The following is a 22,519-nucleotide window of genomic DNA, read 5'->3' on the forward strand; positions in this document are numbered from 1 at the left end:
CCTTTGCGGCCCGCGTTCGCGCGGGCCTTTTTCTATATGGGCCGGCAGCCGCACGCGGCGCAGGTAAGAATCGCCCGCGGTTGTAAATCTGCCTGCCAGTCTGCCTGTCAGTGCCTGCCGGCACTCAGCGGGCGTGGCGGCGCCAATGCCACAGCGCGAGGCCGGCCAGTCCGGCCGCCACCGCCGCGCCGGCAATGCGAAGCTGGCGCATCTGTTCCGGCGAGGTCCAGCCGCCCTGGACGTCCATATGTCCCAGCGAGGCATGGAACAGGTTGCCGTCGGTGACCGGTATCTCGTGCGCCCCGCTGAAATGCCGATGCAGGATGCGGCCGTACGCCCGTTGCAGCAGGCCTGGCGCCAGCAGGTTGGCAACGCGCGCCAGCCTTGCGACCACGCCTACCGTCACCGCCTGCGAGGCCGGCGCCGCGACCGCGCGCAGCACCGCACGCGCGACCGCGCCGGCGTCGACCAGCGGCCGCGGCGGACGCAGTGCCTTGCCGGTGTAGTTGGCACTGTGGCGCATGCCCGGCGTGTCGGCGGTGGCCGGGAAGATGTCGCAGATGCGGATCTGCGGATAGTCGACCAGCTCCGCGCGCAACGCCTCCGAAAAGCCGCGCAGCCCGAACTTGCTTGCCGTATACGACACGCCATATGGCGACGGCGCCCATGCGCCCAGCGACACGATATTGACCAGCACGCCCTTGCGCGCCGCCTTGAAGAACGGCAGCACCGCATGCGCGCCGTGCAGGTAGCCCAGCAGGTTGATGCGTACCACCTGCTCATGCGCGGCCACCGGTGTTTCGTCGAACAGCCCAACCGCGCCGACACCGGCATTGTTGACCCAGACATCGATGCCGCCGTCGCCGAACTCCGCCGCACGCTCGGCCAGCCGGTGCATGGCCGCCGGCTGCGTGACGTCGCCCGGGACGGCCAGTGCCCGCGCGCCCAGTTCGCGGCACGCCGCGGCGGCGCGCGCCAGCGGCGCCTCGCCGCGCGCGCACAGCACCACGCGCGCCTGGGCACGCGCGAACGCCAGCGCGGTGGCCAGCCCGATGCCGCTGGAAGCGCCGGTGATGACAACAGTAAGCGGTCGGGTCGGGGGCATGGCGAACCTCTTTTTGAGTTAACGGCGTATTCCCGCAGGAGCAGCAGGTTCCGTTCCAGCGCGGCGGCGCTGGAATGCAACTTGCCTGTCTGCCTGGGGACCGACCACACGGCCGGCCCACGCGGCCGGTATGGCGTGCCGGCCCCCTGGAACCTGCACAAGGAGCCCTGCCATGATCTCGACCGAACAGGAAATCCTGGTGTGCGGCCCGGAAAACGGCCGCTGGCACCTCGAAATGCGCACCGGCAACGCCGCACCGGAGCGGCTCGCCGGCGAGTTCGATTCGCCCGACATGGCCATCGCCGGCGCCCAGCAGGTCTATCCGTCGATTCCGGTGCGCGTGACCGATATCTCCGGGGCGCCGGCACCGTCGGCCCCCGCGCATGGAGGATCGCTGACCGACTATCACTACGGCGGCCACAGCGCGACCCAGGACGAGAAGCTGACCGGCCGCGCGCATCCGTCGAGCGACACCTCGCAGCCGCCGCCGGGTCCGCACCCTTACCAGGCCACTGATCTCGGCAACCTGCCGGAAGGCACGCCGCGCCACGGCATGTACGGGGTCGCGTCCACTCCGGCAGAGGCGGAGGCGGCCGACCGCAAGGACGAGGCGACACGGCGCCACCCCGGCTCGCGCGACGCCGAAGACTAGGCCAGGGCGACGCCACGGCGGGCGGCACCACGTACAATCCTGGTTTTCCCTTCGCCCCGCCGCCCTGCTGCCATGACCACCCTCGGAACGCCCCTTTCCCCCTCTGCAACCAAAGTGATGCTGCTCGGCTCCGGCGAGCTGGGCAAGGAAGTGCTGATCGCACTGCAGCGCCTGGGCGTCGAGACCATCGCCGTCGACCGCTATGACAATGCGCCGGGCCAGCAGGTGGCCCACCACGCGCGCACCATTGCCATGAGCGACCCGGACCAGCTCAGGGCGCTGATCGAAGCGGAGAAGCCTCACCTGGTGGTGCCCGAGATCGAAGCCATCGCCACCCCCATGCTGGAAACGCTGGAAGCCGCCGGCACCGTGCGCGTGATCCCCACCGCGCGCGCCGCGCGCCTGACCATGGACCGCGAAGGCATCCGCCGCCTCGCCGCCGAGTCGCTCGGCCTGCCCACCAGCCCGTACAAGTTCTGCGATTCGCTGGAAGAACTGCAGGCCGCCATCGATGGCGGCATCGGCTATCCGTGCGTGGTCAAGCCGGTGATGAGCAGCTCCGGCAAGGGCCAGAGCAAGATCGACGGCCCCGAGGGCGTGCAGGCCGCGTGGGACTACGCCATGGCCGGCGGCCGCGTCAGCCACGGCCGCATCATCGTGGAAGGCTTTATCGACTTCGACTACGAGATCACGCTACTGACGGTGCGCGCCATCGGCGCCAGCGGCCAGGTCGAGACGCAGTTCTGCGCGCCGATCGGGCACGTCCAGGTCAGCGGCGACTACGTGGAAAGCTGGCAGCCGCAGCCGATGCACCCCGCCGCGCTGCAGAAGGCCCAGCAGATCGCGCAGGCCGTCACCGCCGACCTGGGCGGCATGGGCCTGTTCGGCGTGGAACTGTTCGTCAAGGGCGAGCAGGTCTGGTTCAGCGAGGTCAGCCCGCGCCCGCACGATACCGGCATGGTGACCATGGCCACGCAGCACCAGAACGAATTCGAGTTGCATGCGCGTGCCATCCTTGGCCTGCCGGTCGATACCTCGCTGCGCAGCCCCGGCGCCAGCGCGGTGATCTACGGCGGCGTGGACGCGCAGGGCGTGGTGTTCGACGGCGTGGACCAGGCGCTGAGCGTGCCGCAGACCGAGGTGCGCCTGTTCGGCAAGCCCGAGAGCTTTACCAAGCGCCGCATGGGCGTGGCGCTGGCCTATGCGGACGATGTTGACACCGCCCGCACCCGCGCCAAGGAAGCCGCAAGCCGCGTGCGTCCGCGCGCGGTGGGCTGATACCTGAAGGAGCGGAAGGCGTTACAGCACGTGACTGCCCGCGGCGGCATGGGCGGGCGGGTGCGGTGCCGCCACCTGCGCGGCAGCGTGCGCCGCGGCCAGCACCGGCGCCATGCGCACGCCGCTCAGGTCGGCACCGGACGGGGCCTGGTACAGCCGCAGGCCCAGTTCCGGCAGGATCGCCAGCAGGTGGTCGAACACATCGCCCTGGATGCGCTCGTAGTCCATCCACGCCGTCAGCGCGGTAAAGCAATAGATTTCCACCGGGATGCCCTGCGAATCGGGCTCCATCATGCGCACGTTGAGCAGCAGGTCGTGGTGGATTTCGGGATGCGCCTTCAGGTAGGCGATGCCATACGCGCGGAAGGTGCCGACATTGGTCAGCCGCCGCCGGTTCACCGGGTCATTGCCGGCGGCAATCAGCAGCCGGTTGGCCTCGTCGACCTTGGCCTGCTTCTCGGCCAGGTAGTCGTGCAGCAACTGGTACCGCATCAGCGCATGCACTTCGTCGTCTTCCAGGAAGCGCACGCTGCTCGCGTCGATGCGCAACGTCCGCTTGATACGGCGCGCGCCGGACTCGAACATCTGGCGGTAGTTGCGGTAACTCTCCGAAAACAGCTTGTAGGTCGGCACCGTGGTCACGGTGTTGTCCCAGTTCTGCACCTTGACCGTATGCAGCGCGATGTCCTTGACGTAGCCATCGGCATTGCATTGCGGCATTTCGATCCAGTCGCCGATGCGCAGCATGTCGTTCGAGGTCAGCTGCGTGCTGGCCACCAGCGACAGCAGCGTGTCCTTGAACACCAGCAGCAGCACCGCCGACAACGCCCCCAGGCCGGACAGCATCCACAGCGGCGAACGGTTGATCAGGATCGACAGCACCAGCACCGCGCACACCAGCCCCAGCCCGAGCCGCCCCACCTGGATATAACCCTTGATCGAGCGCGTCTGCGCGCGGCGGCTGCCGGCGTAAACGTCCTGCCACGCGCCCAGCACGCCGCCCAGCATCAGGAAGAAGCAGACCCACAGGCTGGAATGGGCCAGGCGCTCCACCAGCAGCGCATAGCGGCCCATGTGCGGCACCTCGCCGATGCCGACGGTGATCACCGCAAAACCCACCGCATAGCCGAAGCGCCGGTACGCGCGATGGCGCGTCAGCGCCTTGCTCCAGGGCCCCTTGCCCCAGACCGTCAGCACGCGATGGGCGATGCGCGACATCACATGGCCGAACAGCCATTGCGCGACCAGCGCGATCAGCACCAGCACCACCAGGTACAGCGTGATCTGCGCCCAGGGATGGGCCGGAATACGTTGCTGGAACAGCTCCAGCAGGGCATCGAAACTCATAAGGGGGCGAAGTCAAGCCAGTGGTTCGGCCGGATAGTGTACAAAACGTGCACGCCCCTTCGTAAAACTGCGATCCCAGGACCCACCAGGACCCACCAGCCCCCCCGTGTCCCGCGGCCCTGCCCTCGCTCAGGCAGGCAGCAGCTTCAGCCCCCCGATCCCGACAAAAATCAGCGCGATCAGCGCCAGGCGCATCGGCGCCGCGCTCTCCCCAAGGAACAGGATCCCGATCACGGTGACCCCGATCGCCCCGATCCCGGTCCATACCGCGTACGCCGTTCCCACCGGCAGGTGCCGCAAGGCCGCACTGAGCAGGAAGATGCTGGCCAGGGCGGCCCCGGTCCCCAGCACCGTCGGCCCCGGCCGCGTCCATCCGTCCGTGTACTTCAAGGCGAGCGCCATCACGATCTCGATCAGCCCCGCCAGCACTAGCAGCATCCACGCCATTGCCTTTTCCTGTTCCCTGATTGCCGCCCGGCGACCATTGCCGGGCCCGCCAGGCCAATGTAGGCTGTGCGAATCGGCACGAGAACTGGCTATTTTCGCAAAGGGGCTATGCAAACATGCAGGAAGCGGACTGGGACGACCTGAAGTACTTCCTTGCCGTCAGCCAGTCAGGCTCGCTGGCCGGCGCTGCCCGGACGCTGCACGTCAACCACTCCACCGTGCTGCGCCGGCTCGCCCGGCTGGAAGAGGTGCTCGGCACCCTGCTCTTCGAGCGCCATCCGACGGGCTACGCCCTCACCACAGCGGGCGAAGCGCTGGCCCAGCGGCTTGCCGGCGTCGGCGAACAGATCGATGCCGCGCAACGCCAGTTGTCCGGCCTGGACAGCCAGCTGAGCGGGCCGCTGCGGGTCACCACTACGGACACGCTGCTGGCCGGGCTGCTGATGCCGCTGTTCGCGGAATTTCGCGCGCTGCATCCGCGGATCCAGTTGCAGATCGTGGTCAACAACAGCTTCCTGAGCCTGAGCCGGCGCGAGGCGGATGTGGCGGTACGTCCGGCCAGCGCGCCGCCGGAATACCTGGTCGGGCGCCAGGTCGGGATGCTGGAAACTGCGCCGTACGCATCGCGCGACTACCTGGCGCAAACCGGCAACGCCCCGGCCCGTGGAACCGCAGCGCCTGACTGGGCCGGCCACGACTGGGTGGTCCCGGACGACGCGCTCGCGCATCTCGCGCAGGCTCGCTGGGTGGCCGAGCACGTGCCGCCGGCGCGCCGGCTGGTGAGCGTAGACAGCCTGGTGGCCATGGTCGATGCCGTCAGGCATGGCATGGGTATCGGCATGCTGCTGTGCCTGCTGGCCGAGCACGACGCAGGCCTGGTCCGTCTGGCCCGGCCCGACCCCGCGCTCGGCACGCCGCTGTGGATCCTGACCCATCCCGACCTGCGCCATAGCGCGCGGGTCCGGGCGTTCAACGACTTTCTCTACGCCAGGCTCAGTGCGTCGCCCTGGCTGAAGCCGGCGCCGGCGCTATGAAGCGTTCGTATTCGTATACATCGCCATCAGTTGCTCGTCCGTGTAACCCCATTCGGCGGCATTCTCGAACGCCACCACCGTCTCCTCGCTGTGCCGCAGGTCGATCAGTTCCGTCGGTACCGGGCGTGACTGCGACACCGAATAGAACGCCATCACCAGCGGCCGCAAGGGGTCGGCTTCGTTCTGGCCGCAAACCACCGCCAGCCGGTTGGAGCGCAGCCGCAGCACGGTGCCCAGCGGGTAGATGCCGACGGTGCGCGTGAAGGCCTTGAACACCCGGCGGTCGAACAGCGTGTCGACGCGCACGGCCATGTATTCCATGGCGCGCGCCGGCGACCATTGCTGGTGGCCCGGACGGTCCGAGGTCAGCGCATCGTAGGCGTCGCAGATCGCGGCAATCCTGGCGTGGATGCTCAGTTCGTGGCCGGCCAGCCCGAACGGGTAGCCGCGGCCATCCACGCGTTCGTGGTGGTGGACACAGACATCGAGCGGGATATTGGAGACCAGCCGCGCCTCGTTGAGGATGCGGTAGCCCGCCGACGGATGGCGGCGGTAGCTTTCCTCTTCCTCGGGCGTGCGTGCGACGGCCTTGTGCTGCACGGATTCGGGCAACGTCAGCTTGCCGATGTCGTGCACCAGGCCGGCGAGGCCGAGTTCGCGCACCTCGTCCTCCGGCAGGCTCAGCGTCCGCCCGACCGCGATCATCAGCGCGCAGACGGCAAAGGCGTGCAGGTAGCTGTAGTCGTCGCGCGCCTTGAGCCGCGCCAGCGCCAGCAGCGCCTGCCCGTGGCGCGACAGCGAGCGCGACGCGGCGTCGACCAGCGGCAGCGCGCGTCCGACCTCCAGCGCGCGGCCCATGCGGATGTCGGCGAACATGGAGCCGATCACCGCCTTGCCGGACTGGAGCAGGTCGCGCGCCCGGCCGAGCTCGGCTTCGAGCGAAGCGACCGGCTGCTCGGCCGCAGGCTCCCACGCCGGTGGCTCGGCCTCGGCAACCGGCACTGGCGGCGCCTCGGGCACGGCTGGTGCGGGCAGGTTGCGCCCCTTGAGGATATCGATCCAGACTTCGCGGACGCCCGCGGACTGGATCTGCCGGATCTGGTCTTCGTGGCTGACCAGAAACTTCGCGCGCCAGAACGGGTGGCTGATCCACGGCCCACCCAGCCTGGCGACAAACATCCCGACCTGCAATTGTTCCGACCCGATTCGTCTCAGCATGAGATGTCCCCCGGACGCTGGTTTTTTTCTTGTCGGAATGGCTATCGGCAGGCCGGCGCCAGACTTGAGGCCTGTTTTTTGCCCGCCGGAACCGCGCCGGCGTTGTCAAGGGGGCGCCAAATGCCCGGACGGCGCCGTCAGGCATTCCAGGCGGCCCCGGCGCCGGCGCTACAATGGCGCGCCCAGAGCTCACCAGACGCCAGCCAGTCGCCCCCGTTCAACCATGTCCGGAACGTACACGCTAGTCGGCATCGCCCGTGCCAAGTCCCATCGCCGCGAGGCGCTGGTATCCCAGCTCACCACGCTGCAAACGCGCGGGCTGAAGGAGCCCGGCTGCCTGGACTACCATGTCGGGCAGGATGCCGAGGACGCTCAGGTCTTCGTGATCTATATGGTCTGGGACTCGAAGAACGCGCTGGAATCGCACCTGAACCGGCCGTATATGCGCGATTTCCACGCGTCGCGGCGGGAATTCGTCGAAGGCGACTTCAGTTTCCGCTGGCTGAATGCGGCCTGACACGGCCTGAAACGGCCTGAAACGGCCAGCCACGGCGCCAGGCGTTACCGGAGCCACTTCCCCGGCCCCACGGCCTTCTTCCCCCCGCTTGTCATTCCCGCCGCCCCGGTCTATCAATCAGATTGACCCTCATCTCGGGCCGCCGCGGCCTGGCAGGAGTGCATCATGGAAGTCAGGGACGGATTTGCCGGCACCATCGGACACACCCCGCTGATCCGGTTGGCGGGGCTGAGCGCCGAGACCGGCTGCGATATCTACGGCAAGGCCGAATTCCTGAACCCGGGCGGCTCGGTCAAGGACCGCGCCGCGCTCTACATCATCCGCGACGCCGAGCGCCGCGGCGTGCTGAAGCCCGGCGGCACCGTGATCGAAGGCACGGCGGGCAATACCGGCATCGGCCTGGCCCACCTGTGCGCGGCGCGCGGCTATCGCTGCATCGTGGTGATCCCCGACACGCAGTCGCCGGAGAAGATGGAACGGCTGCGCATGCTCGGCGCCGAGGTGCGGCCGGTTCCCGCCAAGCCTTATGCCGATCCCGGCAACTACCAGAAGATCGCTTGCCGGCTGGCCGAGGAAACCGATAATGCGATCTGGGCCAACCAGTTCGACAACCTCGCCAACCGGCAGGCCCACTACGAAACCACCGGCCCCGAGATCTGGCACGCCACGGCTGGCCGCATCGATGCCTTCACCTGCTCCACCGGCACGGGCGGGTCGCTGGCGGGCATCGCGCGTTGCCTGAAGGAGCACAAGCCGGCCGTGCGCATCGTGCTGGCCGACCCGCACGGCAGCGCCCTCTATAACTTCGTCAAGCACCGAGAACTCAAGGCCGAGGGCAGTTCGATCACCGAAGGCATCGGCACCAGCCGCGTCACCGCCAACCTGCAGGACACGCCGATCGACGATGCGGTGCAGGTCGACGACCAGACCTGCGTCGACATGGTCTACCGGATGCTGCGCGAGGAAGGGCTGTTCCTGGGTGGCTCTTCAGGAATCAATGTCGGCGCCGCCGTGGCGCTGGCGCGCGAGATGGGACCGGGCCACACCATCGTGACCCTGCTCTGCGACCGCGGCGACCTGTACATGGGCCGGCTCTTCAACGAGGCGTGGCTGGCCGGCAAGAACCTGCAGCCGATTCCGTTCCGGCGCGTCGGCCCGGGGGTATAGGCACGGCCGGCGGCTACGCCGCCTTCAGCCGCCGCCACAGCGTGGTCGGGCTGATGCCCAGGATGTGGCACGCGGCGGTCCGGTCGCCGCCGCATTCGGCGAGCACGCGGCGGATATGCTCGACTTCGCTCGACTGCTTGACGCGCGCCAGCGAATGGCCGGGCCTGCCGGCCGTTGCAGCGCGCGCGGCCGGTTCCGTTGGGGCTTCCGCCACGGCCATCGCCACGCCCTCGCCGCCAAAAAGTTCCGGCACGGCGGCCTGCAGTTCTCGGAGCAGTGCATCGGCTTCCAGCTTGCGGCCGGCCACCAGCACCGCGATGCGCTCCGTGACATTTTCCAGCTCGCGGATATTGCCCGGCCATGCGTAGCGCGCCAGGCGCGAGCGCGCCACGGCCGGCAAGCGCTGCGCACGCTCGGTGCCCAGGCGCTCCTGCGCGCGGCGGTACAGCAGCTCGGCGAGCTCGGCCAGGTCTTCGGCGCGCTCGCGCAACGGCGGCATCTCGATGCGCAGGATATTGAGGCGGTAGTACAGGTCCTGGCGGAAGCCGCCGTCGCGCACCATCGCGGGCAGGTCGCGGTGGGTGGCCGCGATCACGCGCACGTTGACGGGCACGGCGTCGAGGCCGCCGATCGGCAGCACCTGTTTTTCCTGCAGCACGCGCAGCAGGCGCGTCTGCAGCGTCGGCGGCATGTCGCCCACTTCGTCGAGGAACAGTGTCCCGTTGTGCGCCGACTCGAACAGGCCGGCCTTGCCCCCGCGGCGCGCGCCGGTGAAGGCGCCCTCTTCGTAGCCGAACAGCTCGCTCTCCAGCAGCGCTTCCGGAAACGCGGCGCAGTTGACCGCCACGAACGGGAACGCGCGGCGCGGGCTGGCGTCGTGCATGCCCTGCGCCAGCACTTCCTTGCCGGTGCCGCTCTCGCCGCCGATCAGCACGGTGGAATCGACCACGGCGTAGCGCCGCGCCAGCGTGCGCAGTTCGGTCATCACCGCGGAGGTGCCGGCGAGGTCGTCGAGGCTGTAGCGCACGCCCGCGGGCCGGGCGCGGCTGCGCGAGCGCAGGTTGCGGTCGACGCGCTGGATCGCGCTGGCGTCCTGGATGGTGAGCACCGCGCCGAGGGTGCCGGCTTCGCTGGCGATCGGGATGCGGTTGACCACCACCATCTTGTCGCCGAGCTTGTGGATCGCTTCCAGCTCCTTGTCGCCGCTCTGCATCACGCCTTCAAGCGACAGGTTGGGCGCCAGCGTCTGCAGCTTGCGGCCCACAGCGGCCGCGGCCGAGGTACCGAGGAATCGCTCCATGGCCGGATTGAACGACTGGATCCGCCCTTCCGCATCGACGGCGGCCACGCCCTCGTTCAGGTGCGCCAGGATAGTGTTGACATAGTCGCGCCGGGTCGATTCAATGCGGCGCAGCCGTGCGGCCTCGATCGCGTCTTCCAGCGCCATGCGCACCGAGTTGCCTGAATACAGGAACACGCCGGTCAGGCCGTAGCGGTCGGCCAGGTCGGTGACCAGCCCTGGGCCGACCACCACCTGGATGCCCTCCTGCTTGAGCGCCTTGACCCGCGCCACGGCATCGTCCTCGGTCAGGTAGGTATAGGCCGGGATCGCCAGCGAGAACGCGCGCACGAATTCATCGACCTCGGCATAGGTGGAGGCATGCGTGACCAGCGCGACCCGGGGCGAGATGCGGCGCGCGGTGGCGAGTGCGCTCATGACGTCGAAGCCCGTCACCTTGACCAGCACCACCGGCACGTCCACATGCTGCCGCAGGTAGGCGCCGTTGGAGCCGCCGGCGACCACCACATCGAGCCGGCCTTCGCGCACTTCACGCGATACCGCGCTGGCGGCGGCCTCGAAGCCCTTGCCGACGATGCGGAATTCCGCGCGCGCGGCATAGGACGGGATCAGGTCGGCAAAGGCACGTGCCAGGCGGCTGATGCCGATGGCCCAGATGCGCGGGCGGGCGGGCGTGGAGGCGGGAGGACTCATGGTGCGGTGCGGCGTGGGGAGCGGGTGAAACCCCGTCGGAACAGGCGTACAGTGCTGGCACATTGTCCGTCATGCCCGCCCCGATTTCAACTTTGAATTCGCGATTTGCGAATGTGAAATTCAAATGTGCTGAAATGAGGACATCCGGCATCGGCAAGATTTCACGCTGCTGCCCGCGAGGCCAGTCCTGACAAGGCTTTACGGCGATTCCAGCGACGTGCCCGCAAAGGCTGGCACACCCCTTGCGCTTATGGCTCCGTCTTGTTCACCTCAAACGCAAACGCCATGACCTACTCCGCTTCCGACCTCGCGCGCTCCGCAGGCGCCCGTTTCCGCCAGGCGCTTGCCGAAGAGCATCCGCTTCAGGTGGTCGGCACCATCAACGCCAACCACGCCCTGCTGGCCAAGCGTGCCGGCTACCGGGCCATCTACCTGTCCGGCGGCGGTGTCGCGGCCGGCTCGCTCGGCCTGCCCGACCTGGGCATCTCCAGCCTGGACGACGTCCTGACCGATATCCGCCGCATCACCGACGTGTGCGACACGCCGCTGCTGGTGGACGTCGACACCGGTTTCGGCGCTTCGGCCTTCAACGTGGCCCGCACCACCAAGTCGCTGATCAAGTTCGGCGCCGCGGCCATGCATATCGAGGACCAGGTCGGCGCCAAGCGCTGCGGCCACCGCCCCAACAAGGAAATCGTCACCCAGGGTGAAATGGTCGACCGCATCAAGGCCGCCGTCGACGCCCGCACCGACGAGAACTTCGTCATCATGGCCCGCACCGACGCGCTGGCCGTGGAAGGCCTGGACAGCGCCATCGAGCGCGCCGTGGCCTGCGTGGAAGCCGGCGCCGACGCCATCTTCCCGGAAGCCATGACCGACCTCGGCATGTATCGCAAGTTTGTCGACGCGGTGAAGGTGCCGGTGCTGGCCAACATCACCGAGTTCGGCGCCACGCCGCTGTTCACCACCGACGAACTGGGCGGTGCCGGCGTGTCGATGGTGCTGTACCCGCTGTCGGCCTTCCGCGCCATGAACAAGGCCGCGGAGAACGTGTACGCGGCCATCCGCCGCGACGGCACGCAGAAGAACGTGGTCGATACCATGCAGACCCGCTCGGAGCTCTACGAGAGCATCGGCTACCATGACTTCGAGCAGAAGCTCGACGCCCTGTTCGCACAAGGCAAGGGCAAGTAAGACACCATAGAGGCAGGCGCGGCCGGGCCGGGGCAGATCCCCTCCCGGCCGTTCGCCTGACAAAGACAGGCAACACCAGGCATCACACCAAGGAGACCCAGATGTCCGAAGCGCAACCGCTCGTCACTCCCAAGCCCAAGAAATCCGTCGCGCTGTCCGGCGTTGCCGCCGGCAATACCGCGCTGTGCACCGTTGGCCGTACCGGCAACGACCTGCACTACCGCGGCTATGACATCCTCGATATCGCCGAGACCTGCGAGTTCGAAGAAATCGCCCACCTGCTGGTGCACGGCAAGCTGCCGACCAAGTCCGAACTGTCCGCCTACAAGGCCAAGCTGAAGTCCCTGCGCGGCCTGCCCGCCAACGTCAAGGCCGCGCTGGAGTGGGTCCCCGCCAGCGCCCACCCGATGGACGTGATGCGCACCGGCGTGTCGGTGCTGGGCACCGTGCTGCCGGAAAAGGACGACCACAACACCCCGGGCGCGCGCGATATCGCCGACCGCCTGATGGCCAGCCTCGGTTCGATGCTGCTGTACTGGTACCACTACAGCCACAACGGCAAGCGCATCGAAGTGGAAACCGACGATGACTCCATCGGCGGCCACTTCCTGCACCTGCTGCACGGCGAAAAGCCGTCGGCGCTGTGGGTAAGCGCCATGAACACGTCGCTCAACCTGTACGCCGAGCACGAATTCAACGCCTCGACCTTCACCGCGCGCGTGATCGCCGGCACGGGCTCGGACATGTACTCGTCGATCGCCGGCGCGATCGGTGCGCTGCGCGGCCCCAAGCACGGCGGCGCCAACGAAGTCGCGTTTGAAATCCAGAAGCGCTACGACAACGCCGACGAGGCCCAGGCCGACATCACCCGCCGCGTCGAGAACAAGGAAGTCGTGATCGGCTTTGGCCACCCGGTGTACACCATCAGCGACCCGCGCAACCAGGTGATCAAGGAAGTGGCGAAGAAGCTGTCGAAGGATGCCGGCTCGATGAAGATGTTCGACATCGCCGAGCGCCTGGAAACCGTGATGTGGGACATCAAGAAGATGTTCCCGAACCTGGACTGGTTCAGCGCGGTGAGCTACCACATGATGGGCGTGCCGACGGCAATGTTCACGCCGCTGTTCGTGATCGCGCGTACGTCCGGCTGGGCCGCGCATATCATCGAGCAACGCATCGACAACAAGATCATCCGCCCGAGCGCCAACTACACCGGTCCGGAGAACCTGAAGTTCGTGCCGATCAAGGACCGCAAGTAAGACCGGCTGCCGGTTTGCCCTGCGTCGGGTTGCATTGATCCGGGCCTGCGGGCAAAGGGGGTAGTTGGTCGCTGACACGGGACCACTACCCCTTTTTCATACTTATATAGATTTCCCTACACCATGAATTCTGCAAACCGCAAACCGCTACCGGGCACCAAGCTGGATTACTTCGACGCGCGCGCCGCGGTCGAGGCCATCCAGCCGGGTGCCTACGACAAGCTGCCGTACACGTCGCGCGTGCTGGCAGAAAACCTGGTGCGCCGCTGCGATCCCGCCACGCTGACGGATTCGCTCAAGCAACTGATCGAGCGCAAGCGCGACCTCGACTTCCCGTGGTTCCCGGCGCGCGTGGTGTGCCACGACATCCTGGGCCAGACCGCTCTGGTGGACCTGGCCGGCCTGCGCGACGCCATTGCCGACCAGGGCGGCGACCCCGCCAAGGTCAACCCGGTGGTTCCGGTGCAGCTGATCGTCGACCACTCGCTGGCGGTGGAATGCGGTGGCTTCGACCCGCAGGCGTTCGAGAAGAACCGCGCCATCGAAGACCGCCGCAACGAAGACCGCTTCCATTTCATCGACTGGACCAAGAAGGCGTTCAAGAACGTCGATGTGATCCCGCCGGGCAACGGCATCATGCACCAGATCAACCTGGAGAAGATGTCGCCGGTGATCCACGCTGACAATGGCGTGGCCTATCCGGATACCTGCGTCGGCACCGACAGCCACACCCCGCACGTCGATGCGCTGGGCGTGATCGCCATTGGCGTGGGCGGCCTGGAAGCCGAGAACGTGATGCTCGGCCGCGCCTCGTGGATGCGCCTGCCGGATATCGTCGGCGTCGAGCTGACCGGCAAGCGCCAGCCCGGCATCACCGCCACCGACATCGTGCTGGCCCTGACCGAATTCCTGCGCAAGGAAAAGGTGGTCGGCGCCTACCTGGAATTCCGCGGCGAAGGCGCCTCCAGCCTGACGCTCGGCGACCGCGCCACCATCTCCAACATGGCGCCGGAATACGGCGCCACCGCGGCGATGTTCTTCATCGACGAGCAGACCATCGAATACCTGCGCCTGACCGGCCGCACCGACGAGCAGCTCAAGCTGGTCGAAACGTACGCCAGGGCCGCGGGCCTGTGGGCGGATTCGCTGCAGAACGCCGAATACGAGCGCGTGCTGAAGTTCGACCTGTCGAGCGTGGTGCGCAACATGGCCGGCCCGTCCAACCCGCACAAGCGCCTGCCGACCTCGGCGCTGGCCGAGCGCGGCATCGCCGTGGACCTGGACAAGGCCCGCGCGCAGGAAGCCGAAGGGCTGATGCCCGATGGCGCGGTGATCATCGCCGCCATCACCAGCTGCACCAACACCAGCAACCCGCGCAACGTGATCGCCGCGGCGCTGCTGGCGCGCAACGCCAACGCGCGCGGCCTGGCGCGCAAGCCGTGGGTCAAGTCGTCGCTGGCGCCTGGCTCCAAGGCGGTCGAGCTGTACCTGGAAGAAGCCAACCTGCTGCCTGACCTGGAAAAGCTCGGCTTCGGCATCGTCGCCTTCGCCTGCACCACCTGTAACGGCATGTCCGGCGCGCTCGACCCGAAGATCCAGCAGGAAATCATCGACCGCGACCTGTATGCCACCGCGGTGCTGTCCGGCAACCGCAACTTCGACGGCCGCATCCACCCGTACGCCAAGCAGGCCTTCCTGGCCTCGCCGCCGCTGGTGGTCGCCTACGCCATCGCCGGCACCATCCGCTTCGATATCGAAAAGGATGTGCTGGGCACGGACCAGGACGGCAAGCCGGTCTACCTGAAGGACATCTGGCCGACCGACGAAGAGATCGACGCGATCGTCAGGCAGAGCGTCAAGCCCGAGCAGTTCCGCAAGGTCTACGAGCCGATGTTCGCGCTGACCGCGGAAACCGGCGAGAGCGCCGCGCCGCTGTATGACTGGCGCCCGCAAAGCACCTATATCCGCCGCCCGCCGTACTGGGAAGGCGCGCTGGCCGGCGAGCGCACGCTGCAGGGCCTGCGTCCGCTGGCGGTGCTGGGCGACAACATCACCACCGACCACCTGTCGCCGTCGAACGCGATCCTGCTGAACAGCGCGGCTGGCGAGTACCTGGCCAGGATGGGCCTGCCGGAAGAGGACTTCAACTCGTACGCGACGCACCGCGGCGACCACCTGACCGCGCAGCGCGCCACCTTCGCCAACCCGACGCTGATCAATGAAATGGCCGTGGTCGATGGCCAGGTCAAGAAGGGTTCGCTGGCGCGCATCGAGCCGGAAGGCAAGGTCGTGCGCATGTGGGAAGCCATCGAGACCTACATGGACCGCAAGCAGCCGCTGATCATCATCGCCGGCGCGGACTATGGCCAGGGCTCGTCGCGCGACTGGGCCGCCAAGGGCGTGCGCCTGGCCGGCGTGGAAGTGATCGTGGCCGAGGGCTTCGAGCGCATCCACCGCACCAACCTGATCGGCATGGGCGTGCTGCCGCTGGAGTTCAAGCCGGGCGTGAACCGCCTGACGCTGGGGCTGGACGGCACCGAGACCTATGACGTGATCGGCGAACGCCAGCCGCGCGCCACGCTGACGCTGGTGGTGCATCGCAAGAATGGCGAGCGCATCGAAGTGCCGGTGACGTGCCGTCTCGACAGCGACGAGGAAGTGTCGATCTATGAGGCTGGCGGTGTGCTGCAGCGGTTTGCGCAGGACTTTTTGGAGTCGAGCAAGGCGGCGGCGTAAACCACTGCTGCCGGTTTTCTCCCCTCTCCCGCTTGCGGGAGAGGGGAGAAAACAAGCGCTACGCTTTGCTTCCCCGCATTCGATTCGTAAGCTGTGCAAAGGCCCCCGGCCTAACCAGGACTAAAGACTCCATGGCCCACGTACCCCAGATCAAGATCCCCGCCACCTACATCCGTGGCGGCACCAGCAAGGGCGTGTTCTTCCGCCTGCAAGACCTGCCCGAGACCGCGCAGGTCCCCGGCCCTGCCCGCGACGCGCTGCTGATGCGCGTGATCGGCAGCCCCGACCCGTACGGCAAGCAGATCGACGGCATGGGCGGTGCCACCTCCAGCACCAGCAAGACCGTGATCGTGTCGAAGAGCACGCGCCCGGACCACGATGTCGACTACCTGTTCGGCCAGGTCTCGATCGACCAGTCCTTCGTCGACTGGAGCGGCAACTGCGGCAACCTGTCCGCAGCGGTCGGCCCGTTCGCCATCAGCGCCGGCCTGGTCGACCCCAGCCGCATCCCGCAGAATGGCATCGCTGTCGTGCGCATCTGGCAAGCCAATATCGGCAAGACCATCATCGGCCACGTGCCCATCACCAACGGTGAAGTGCAGGAAACCGGTGACTTCGAGCTCGACGGCGTGACCTTCCCCGCCGCCGAAGTGCAGCTCGAGTTCATGGACCCCGCCGCCGAGGAAGAAGGCGCCGGCGGCGCGATGTTCCCGACCGGCAACGTGGTCGACGACCTGGAGGTGCCGGGCGTCGGCACGCTCAAGGCGACCATGATCAACGCCGGCATCCCGACCATCTTCGTCAATGCGGAGAGCATCGGCTATACGGGCACCGAACTGCAGGACGCCATCAACAGCGACACCAGGGCGCTGGCGATGTTCGAGACCATCCGTGCCTACGGCGCGCTGCGCATGGGCCTGATCAAGGACGTGGACGAGGCCGCCAAGCGCCAGCACACGCCCAAGGTGGCCTTCGTGGCCAGGCCGGTGGACTACACCGCCTCCAGCGGCAAGAAGGTGGCAGCGGCCGACGTGGACCTGCTGGTGCGCGCGCTCTCCATGGGCAAGCTGCACCACGCAATGATGGGCACGGCAGCCGTTGCCATCGGCACCGCGGCGGCCATCCCCGGCACGCTGGTCAACCTGGCTGCCGGCGGTGGCGAACGCAACGCGGTGCGTTTCGGGCACCCGTCCGGCACGCTGCGCGTGGGCGCCGAGGCGCAGCAGGCCGATGGCGAATGGGTCGTAAAGAAGGCCATCATGAGCCGCAGCGCGCGCGTGCTGATGGAAGGCTGGGTGCGCGTGCCGGGCGACGCGTTCTGAGCTGAGCCCCTCCCGCGAGGCCGTTCATGTCCACCGGCACGCCATCCGCGCAACGCCCCGATCCGGACCAGGTGCTGGTCGACATCGCCGACTATGTCACCCGCTACGAGATCAAGAGCGGCCTCGCCTACGATACCGCCCGCAACTGCCTGATCGACACGCTCGGTTGCGGGCTCGAAGCCCTGTCCTACCCGGCCTGCACCAAGCTGCTCGGCCCCATCGTCCCGGGCACGATCGTGCCCAACGGCGCGCGCGTGCCCGGCACCCAGTTCCAGCTCGACCCGGTCCAGGCCGCGTTCAACCTCGGCACGATGATCCGCTGGCTGGATTTCAACGACACCTGGCTGGCGGCCGAATGGGGCCATCCGTCCGACAACCTCGGCGGCATCCTGGCCACCGCCGACTGGATCTCGCGCAATAACCTCGCCGCCGGCCGCAAGCCGCTGACGATGAAGGCCGTGCTCACGGCCATGATCAAGGCGCATGAGATCCAGGGCTGCATCGCGCTGGAGAACTCGTTCAACCAAGTGGGGCTGGACCACGTGGTGCTGGTCAAGGTGGCCTCCACTGCCGTGGTCGCGCAGATGCTGGGGCTGACGCGCGACGAGATCATCAATGCGGTCTCGCTAGCCTGGGTCGATGGCCAGAGCCTGCGCACCTATCGCCATGCGCCCAATACCGGCAGCCGCAAGAGCTGGGCCGCGGGCGATGCCACCAGCCGCGCGGTGCGTCTGGCGCTGATCGCGCGCACCGGGGAAATGGGCTACCCGTCGGCGCTGACGGCAAAGACCTGGGGCTTCTATGACGTGCTGTTCAAGGGCCAGCCGTTCAGGTTCCAGCGGCCCTACGGCTCGTACGTGATGGAGAACGTGCTGTTCAAGATCTCGTTCCCCGCCGAGTTTCATGCACAGACGGCGGTGGAAGCCGCCATGCAGCTGCATGGGGCGCTCGCGCGCGCAGGGCGCTCGGCGGCGGATATTGCAGCCATCACCATCCGCACCCACGAGGCCTGCCTGCGCATCATCGACAAGAAGGGCCCGCTCAGCAATCCCGCCGACCGCGACCATTGCATCCAGTACATGGTGGCGGTGCCATTGCTGTTCGGCCGCCTGACCGCCGCGGACTATGAGGATGACGTCGCGGCCGATCCGCGCATCGACGCGCTGCGCGGCAGGATCGCCTGCCGGGAAGACCCCGCGCTGACGCATGACTACCACGACCCGGACAAGCGCTCGATCGCCAATGCACTGACCGTCACGCTGAACGACGGCACCGTGCTGGACGAAGTGCTGGTCGAATATCCCCTCGGGCACAAGCGCCGGCGCGCCGAAGGCATCCCGCTGCTGGTGGAGAAATTCCGCACCAACCTGGCGCGGCGTTTCCCGCCGAAGCAGCAGCAGGCGATCCTGGCGGTATCGCTGGACCAGGCTCGCTTGGAGGCGATAGCCGTGAACGACTACCTCGATATGTATGCGATTTAGGTTATCGGGTACGGTGTTTCATGCCGAATCGGCATAACCCCTGAAGATTCTCCTAACGTATAGTCTCAGCCGCTGCCCGCCCGGCGCTCTCGCGCCCGCGGCGGCAAGCCGTCGAAGGAAGACGGACCGCACCGCACCACCCACAAGGTCTGCAGTGCCGTTCCGATCGTGCCTGTACGTGCCTACACGTCCGTATAACATCCGAGGAGAACCATGAAGAACTTTGCCCGCGCCACTACGCTGGCCGCTGCCCTGCTTTCCGCCAGCCTGATCACCGCTACGGCCCATGCACAGCCGGCAACGGCCGCCGCGCCGGCCACGGCCCAGGCCGAAGCCCGCAAGGCCAATATCGTCATCATCGGTACCGGCGGCACCATTGCCGGCGCCGGCGCCTCGGCCATCAATACCGCGGCCTACCAGTCCGCCGTGGTGCCGGTCGACAAGATCATCGCCTCGGTCCCGGAAGTCTCCAAGGTCGCCAACGTCAAGGGCGAGCAGATCTTCCAGATCGGCTCGGAAAGCTTCAACAACGAACGCCTGCTGAAGCTGGGCAAGCGCGTGTCGGAGCTGCTCAAGCAGCCTGACGTCGACGGCATCGTCATCACGCACGGCACCGATACCATCGAGGAAACCGCGTACTTCCTCAACCTGACGCTGAAGAGCGACAAGCCGGTGGTGGTGGTCGGCTCGATGCGCCCGGGCACGGCGCTGGGCGCGGACGGCGCGCTCAACCTCTATGACGCGGTGCTGGTGGCCTCCAATCCGGCATCGAAGGGCAAAGGCACGCTGGTGGTGCTGAACGACGAGATCCACACGGGCCGCGACGTCACCAAGAGCAATACCTTCAAGGCCGAGACGTTCCGCTCGCAGTTCGGCCCGCTGGGCTACGTGGTGGAAGGCCGCTCGCTGTTCTACCGCCTGCCGGCGCGCCCGCACACGCTGCAGACCGAGTGGGATATCGACAAGATCGACAAGCTGCCTGAAGTGGCCGTGGTCTATGCCTACGGCAACGTCAACCCGGCCAGCATCGATGCCGCGGTGAAGAACGGCGCCAAGGCCATCGTCTACGCCGCCACCGGCAACGGCAGCGTCGGCGACTACATGGTCGAGCCGCTCAAGGCGGCGCGCGCCAAGGGCGTGCAGATCGTGCGTGCCTCCCGCACCGGCAGCGGCGTGGTGATCCGCAATGCGGAGCAGCCGGACGACAAGTACGACTGGATCGTCACCGACGACCAGCTGCCGCAGAAGGCGCGCATCCTGATGGCGCTGGCGCTGACCAAGACCAACGACGCGAAGGCGCTGCAGCAGATTTTCTGGAAGTATTGATGGCGGCGTGGGCGTGGCCGGGTCGATACCCTACGCGCCCCGCCCTCTCCGGCGAGCCCTTTCCTGCTTGCGGGACAGGGTCTTGCTCTGCATCGATTCCTCCACAAGCCGCCCGCTTTTGATGGAAGCGGATCGCGCCAGTGCGCTGGCGCGCCTTGGTGTGGAGAAGCAGTTCTGGCGGTTAATTGCGTTTTTGAAGGAGACGCCAGCGCTCTTGCGCTGGCCCGGCGACTCAGAACATGGCGCTGCTCATCAACGCTTTAGCCACCAGCACGCCTTCGTCAGCGGCCTCGGCGTAGACCGACACCTCTGTCGCCACCTGCCGCCGGCCGCGCCGCACCACCGTTGCCACGGCGCGCAATGCCGCCCCCTGCGCCGGCGCAAGGTACTGGATCGACAGCGAACTGGTCGCCCCACCCTTCACTTCGTCGGCACTGGCGCCGGACGCTGCCGCCGCCGCGCCGGCAATATCGATCAGCGTGGCGATCACCCCGCCGTGCACGGTGCTGCCATGGGTCACGTTGGTCGGCAAGAACGGCATCTCCAGCTCAACGTGTTCGGGCGCCAGGCTCGCCAGCCGCACGCCCAGCGCCCGCGCGACCGGAGAGCCAAGCAGGATGTTGTCGATCATTGCGTGCATGCGGGGGTCGACGATGGCATCGCGGCGCGACGGTGCGAGAGTGGCGATGGCTTGCGGCATGGGGCGCTCCTTCAGGTGGTCAGTGATCGAGGCTATGCCAGCCAGCGTAGGGGAATGCTGCGAGCGGCTCAATTACGTCGCACATAGTTGTGCGGCAATGGCGCCGCCGATGCGCAGCATGGCTCATATCGCGCACATCACGGAGCGGCCAGATCCGGGCATTTGCCCCGCTACGCGGCCGGATGAAAACGCAGCGGCTGTGAATACACCTACACGGGGACAGGCCCCTATTCCCATGCCCGGGCACGAATGCTATCGTGCAGCGGCTTGCCGGTGCCTCAGCACCCCGCATGCCGGCAAGGCATCTACAGGATTGCGTACCCCCGCTATGTCGAGACAGATTCCCCCACTCAACCCGCTCAGGGCGTTCGAAGTGGCTGCCCGGCATCTGAGCTTCACGCGGGCCGCGGAGGAATTGTTCGTCACACCGTCGGCGGTCAGCCACCAGATCAAGGCACTGGAAGAAAGCCTGGGCGTGCAGCTGTTTATCCGCGAGGCCAAGGCGCTGGTGCTGACACCGGCCGGCAACGCCTACCTGCCCAGCGTGCAGCTGGCCTTCAAGCAACTCGCCGATGCCACGCACCGCCTGCACAGCAAGGACCGCCCGGCGCTGAAGGTCAACATGCCGCCTACGTTCGCGGTCAAATGGCTGATCCCGCGCATGGACCGCTTCATGAAGGCGCACCCGGACATCGACCTGAAGGTGTCCACCTCGAACCATCGCATCGACTTCGAGCGCGACGATTTCGACATGGCGATCCGCTATGGCCGCGGCGATTACCCCGGCCTGCACTGCGAGCTGTGCATGGCGGTCGAAGTCATTCCCGTGTGCAGTCCGGCGCTGCTGCAAGGTTCGCAGCCGCTCGAGACACCGTCCGACCTGAAGCACCATACGCTGCTGCACGACGACAGCACGTATACGGACGTGAGCAACCCTGACTGGGCGATGTGGCTGGAGCACGCCGGCGTGACCGATGTCGACGCCAGCCGCGGGCCGTCGTTCTGGCCGAGCCACCTGGTCATCAACGCCGCGCTCAATGGCCTGGGCGTGGCGCTGGTGAAGAAGAACTGGATCGAGCAGGACCTGGCTGAAGGCCGCCTGGTGCGCCTGTTCGAATCGATCCGGCTGCCGGTCGAGTTCTCTTACTTCGTGGTGTTCCCGAAGGAGCGGCTGGAGGATCGCCGCATCCGCAGCTTCACCGACTGGATCCGCGCGGAAGTGTCGGCGGACCAGCAGCAGCCGGCCCCCGTCTGAGCACAGCTTGCGGGGCGCGTCCCGCAAGCTGCACGCGCCTGGCCGCGCGAGGTCAGGCCGCGGCGGGCATCGATGCCGCCTTCTTCTGCACGCGTGCGCGCAAGCGCTCGACATCGACCACGAAGCGGCGATGCGTGCCGCTGCAAACCCGCTCCACCGCATCGTCGGCGGTCACGCTGAAGGTGACACTGCGGCCATCGATGGCCGTGATCTCGGCGTGGATGCGCACCTCGCCGCCCAGCGGCGTGGCCCCGGTGTGTTGCACCGACACTTCCGCGCCCACCGAGCTTTCGCCGTCATCGAGAAAGCCTTGCAGGAAATGGAGGCAAGTCTGTTCGATATCGCGTACCAGCTCGGGCGTGGCGTAGATGCGCAGGCTTTCGCCGAGGAAATCGATGGTGCGCTGGCGGTCGACCGTCAGCGTGCGCGCGCAGGTCGCGCCCGGTTCCAATCCGTTCTTCATAAGTGGTCCTTTCAAGTGTAGGGAC

General features: G+C 67.3%; 19 protein-coding genes. 12 read left to right on the top strand and 7 right to left on the bottom strand.

Annotated elements, in window-relative coordinates; all coding sequences use genetic code 11:
* Positions 1-124: 124 nt before the first annotated feature.
* Positions 125-1,105 carry an SDR family oxidoreductase gene (locus AC5WJ1_RS08285; RefSeq protein WP_195427678.1) on the bottom strand — a complete coding sequence of 327 codons (981 nt, stop codon included), beginning with the start codon at positions 1,103-1,105 and terminating at the stop codon, positions 125-127.
* Positions 1,106-1,277: 172 nt separating this feature from the next.
* Between AC5WJ1_RS08285 and AC5WJ1_RS08290 the strand changes: the two genes are divergently transcribed.
* Both AC5WJ1_RS08290 and purT read left to right on the top strand, forming a co-directional pair.
* The gene (locus AC5WJ1_RS08290; RefSeq protein WP_133096172.1) at positions 1,278-1,757 is read left to right on the top strand and encodes a hypothetical protein; all 480 of its coding nucleotides are present in this window, start codon (positions 1,278-1,280) and stop codon (positions 1,755-1,757) included.
* A gap of 72 nt (positions 1,758-1,829) precedes the next feature.
* Positions 1,830-3,035 carry a formate-dependent phosphoribosylglycinamide formyltransferase gene (gene purT, locus AC5WJ1_RS08295; RefSeq protein ID WP_133096173.1) on the top strand — a complete coding sequence of 402 codons (1,206 nt, stop codon included), beginning with the start codon at positions 1,830-1,832 and terminating at the stop codon, positions 3,033-3,035.
* Between the two features lie 21 nt (positions 3,036-3,056).
* Here purT and AC5WJ1_RS08300 read toward each other — a convergent pair whose 3' ends face one another.
* The gene (locus tag AC5WJ1_RS08300) at positions 3,057-4,382 is read right to left on the bottom strand and encodes a mechanosensitive ion channel family protein (RefSeq protein WP_133096174.1); all 1,326 of its coding nucleotides are present in this window, start codon (positions 4,380-4,382) and stop codon (positions 3,057-3,059) included.
* 129 nt (positions 4,383-4,511) lie between these two features.
* Entirely contained in the window at positions 4,512-4,829 is a 318-nt protein-coding gene (locus AC5WJ1_RS08305; RefSeq protein ID WP_494476517.1) for a DMT family transporter, read from the bottom strand.
* Between the two features lie 116 nt (positions 4,830-4,945).
* Between AC5WJ1_RS08305 and AC5WJ1_RS08310 the strand changes: the two genes are divergently transcribed.
* A complete protein-coding gene (locus tag AC5WJ1_RS08310; protein ID WP_195427677.1) occupies positions 4,946-5,863 on the top strand; it encodes a LysR family transcriptional regulator in 918 nt (305 codons plus the stop codon).
* Here AC5WJ1_RS08310 and AC5WJ1_RS08315 read toward each other — a convergent pair.
* Positions 5,858-7,081, bottom strand: coding sequence for an HD-GYP domain-containing protein (locus AC5WJ1_RS08315; RefSeq protein WP_494476518.1), 1,224 nt, complete (start codon positions 7,079-7,081; stop codon positions 5,858-5,860). The genes AC5WJ1_RS08310 and AC5WJ1_RS08315 overlap by 6 nt on opposite strands.
* Positions 7,082-7,304: 223 nt before the next feature.
* Here AC5WJ1_RS08315 and AC5WJ1_RS08320 point away from each other — a divergent pair, with 223 nt between their 5' ends.
* Positions 7,305-7,598 (top strand): putative quinol monooxygenase, encoded by a 294-nt coding sequence (locus AC5WJ1_RS08320; RefSeq protein ID WP_133096177.1) that lies wholly within the window; start codon positions 7,305-7,307, stop codon positions 7,596-7,598.
* A gap of 165 nt (positions 7,599-7,763) precedes the next feature.
* On the top strand, positions 7,764-8,765 hold the full coding sequence (locus tag AC5WJ1_RS08325; protein ID WP_135705277.1) for a cysteine synthase A: 1,002 nt from the start codon (positions 7,764-7,766) through the stop codon (positions 8,763-8,765).
* A gap of 13 nt (positions 8,766-8,778) precedes the next feature.
* Here the strand turns inward: AC5WJ1_RS08325 and prpR are convergent, their stop codons facing one another.
* Complete coding sequence (gene prpR, locus AC5WJ1_RS08330) at positions 8,779-10,758, bottom strand: propionate catabolism operon regulatory protein PrpR (RefSeq protein ID WP_135705278.1); 1,980 nt, start codon at positions 10,756-10,758, stop codon at positions 8,779-8,781.
* Positions 10,759-11,043: 285 nt separating this feature from the next.
* On the opposite strand from prpR, the gene prpB reads away from it, so the two are divergent.
* The 6 genes from prpB to AC5WJ1_RS08360 all read left to right on the top strand — a co-directional run bounded on the left by prpB (position 11,044) and on the right by AC5WJ1_RS08360 (position 20,076).
* Positions 11,044-11,952 carry a methylisocitrate lyase gene (gene prpB / locus AC5WJ1_RS08335; protein WP_135705279.1) on the top strand — a complete coding sequence of 303 codons (909 nt, stop codon included), beginning with the start codon at positions 11,044-11,046 and terminating at the stop codon, positions 11,950-11,952.
* Positions 11,953-12,053: 101 nt separating this feature from the next.
* A complete protein-coding gene (gene prpC / locus AC5WJ1_RS08340; protein WP_135705280.1) occupies positions 12,054-13,211 on the top strand; it encodes a bifunctional 2-methylcitrate synthase/citrate synthase in 1,158 nt (385 codons plus the stop codon).
* 123 nt (positions 13,212-13,334) lie between these two features.
* Positions 13,335-15,947, top strand: coding sequence for a Fe/S-dependent 2-methylisocitrate dehydratase AcnD (gene acnD / locus AC5WJ1_RS08345; protein ID WP_494476519.1), 2,613 nt, complete (start codon positions 13,335-13,337; stop codon positions 15,945-15,947).
* Positions 15,948-16,078: 131 nt separating this feature from the next.
* Positions 16,079-17,269, top strand: coding sequence for a 2-methylaconitate cis-trans isomerase PrpF (gene prpF, locus AC5WJ1_RS08350; RefSeq protein WP_135705282.1), 1,191 nt, complete (start codon positions 16,079-16,081; stop codon positions 17,267-17,269).
* Between the two features lie 26 nt (positions 17,270-17,295).
* Positions 17,296-18,750: a bifunctional 2-methylcitrate dehydratase/aconitate hydratase gene (locus tag AC5WJ1_RS08355; protein ID WP_434032672.1), complete on the top strand. Its 1,455-nt coding sequence runs from the start codon at positions 17,296-17,298 to the stop codon at positions 18,748-18,750.
* 213 nt (positions 18,751-18,963) lie between these two features.
* Entirely contained in the window at positions 18,964-20,076 is a 1,113-nt protein-coding gene (locus AC5WJ1_RS08360) for an asparaginase (RefSeq protein ID WP_494476520.1), read from the top strand.
* Between the two features lie 232 nt (positions 20,077-20,308).
* Here AC5WJ1_RS08360 and AC5WJ1_RS08365 read toward each other — a convergent pair whose 3' ends face one another.
* Positions 20,309-20,776, bottom strand: a complete 468-nt coding sequence (locus AC5WJ1_RS08365) for a PaaI family thioesterase (RefSeq protein ID WP_133096186.1) — start codon at positions 20,774-20,776, stop codon at positions 20,309-20,311.
* A gap of 328 nt (positions 20,777-21,104) precedes the next feature.
* Between AC5WJ1_RS08365 and AC5WJ1_RS08370 the strand changes: the two genes are divergently transcribed.
* Positions 21,105-22,031 (top strand): transcriptional regulator GcvA, encoded by a 927-nt coding sequence (locus AC5WJ1_RS08370; protein WP_133096187.1) that lies wholly within the window; start codon positions 21,105-21,107, stop codon positions 22,029-22,031.
* A gap of 52 nt (positions 22,032-22,083) precedes the next feature.
* On the opposite strand, the gene AC5WJ1_RS08375 is transcribed toward AC5WJ1_RS08370, so the two are convergent.
* Positions 22,084-22,494, bottom strand: coding sequence for a thioesterase family protein (locus tag AC5WJ1_RS08375; RefSeq protein ID WP_135705285.1), 411 nt, complete (start codon positions 22,492-22,494; stop codon positions 22,084-22,086).
* Positions 22,495-22,519: the final 25 nt, after the last annotated feature.

The sequence above is a fragment of the Cupriavidus sp. MEYA8 genome (genome assembly GCF_059278825.1).

Bases quoted from the DNA above. Each gene is read 5' to 3' on its own strand.
- purT (WP_133096173.1), top strand. From the start codon at position 1,830: ATGACCACCCTCGGAACGCCCCTTTCCCCCTCTGCAACCAAAGTGATG.
- AC5WJ1_RS08300 (WP_133096174.1), bottom strand. From the start codon at position 4,382: ATGAGTTTCGATGCCCTGCTGGAGCTGTTCCAGCAACGTATTCCGGCC.
- AC5WJ1_RS08355 (WP_434032672.1), top strand. From the start codon at position 17,296: ATGTCCACCGGCACGCCATCCGCGCAACGCCCCGATCCGGACCAGGTG.
- AC5WJ1_RS08325 (WP_135705277.1), top strand. From the start codon at position 7,764: ATGGAAGTCAGGGACGGATTTGCCGGCACCATCGGACACACCCCGCTG.
- AC5WJ1_RS08310 (WP_195427677.1), top strand. From the start codon at position 4,946: ATGCAGGAAGCGGACTGGGACGACCTGAAGTACTTCCTTGCCGTCAGC.
- AC5WJ1_RS08290 (WP_133096172.1), top strand. From the start codon at position 1,278: ATGATCTCGACCGAACAGGAAATCCTGGTGTGCGGCCCGGAAAACGGC.
- prpB (WP_135705279.1), top strand. From the start codon at position 11,044: ATGACCTACTCCGCTTCCGACCTCGCGCGCTCCGCAGGCGCCCGTTTC.
- AC5WJ1_RS08320 (WP_133096177.1), top strand. From the start codon at position 7,305: ATGTCCGGAACGTACACGCTAGTCGGCATCGCCCGTGCCAAGTCCCAT.
- prpR (WP_135705278.1), bottom strand. From the start codon at position 10,758: ATGAGTCCTCCCGCCTCCACGCCCGCCCGCCCGCGCATCTGGGCCATC.
- AC5WJ1_RS08285 (WP_195427678.1), bottom strand. From the start codon at position 1,105: ATGCCCCCGACCCGACCGCTTACTGTTGTCATCACCGGCGCTTCCAGC.
- acnD (WP_494476519.1), top strand. From the start codon at position 13,335: ATGAATTCTGCAAACCGCAAACCGCTACCGGGCACCAAGCTGGATTAC.
- prpC (WP_135705280.1), top strand. From the start codon at position 12,054: ATGTCCGAAGCGCAACCGCTCGTCACTCCCAAGCCCAAGAAATCCGTC.
- AC5WJ1_RS08315 (WP_494476518.1), bottom strand. From the start codon at position 7,081: ATGCTGAGACGAATCGGGTCGGAACAATTGCAGGTCGGGATGTTTGTC.
- AC5WJ1_RS08375 (WP_135705285.1), bottom strand. From the start codon at position 22,494: ATGAAGAACGGATTGGAACCGGGCGCGACCTGCGCGCGCACGCTGACG.
- AC5WJ1_RS08370 (WP_133096187.1), top strand. From the start codon at position 21,105: ATGTCGAGACAGATTCCCCCACTCAACCCGCTCAGGGCGTTCGAAGTG.
- AC5WJ1_RS08360 (WP_494476520.1), top strand. From the start codon at position 18,964: ATGAAGAACTTTGCCCGCGCCACTACGCTGGCCGCTGCCCTGCTTTCC.
- AC5WJ1_RS08305 (WP_494476517.1), bottom strand. From the start codon at position 4,829: ATGGCGTGGATGCTGCTAGTGCTGGCGGGGCTGATCGAGATCGTGATG.
- AC5WJ1_RS08365 (WP_133096186.1), bottom strand. From the start codon at position 20,776: ATGCCGCAAGCCATCGCCACTCTCGCACCGTCGCGCCGCGATGCCATC.
- prpF (WP_135705282.1), top strand. From the start codon at position 16,079: ATGGCCCACGTACCCCAGATCAAGATCCCCGCCACCTACATCCGTGGC.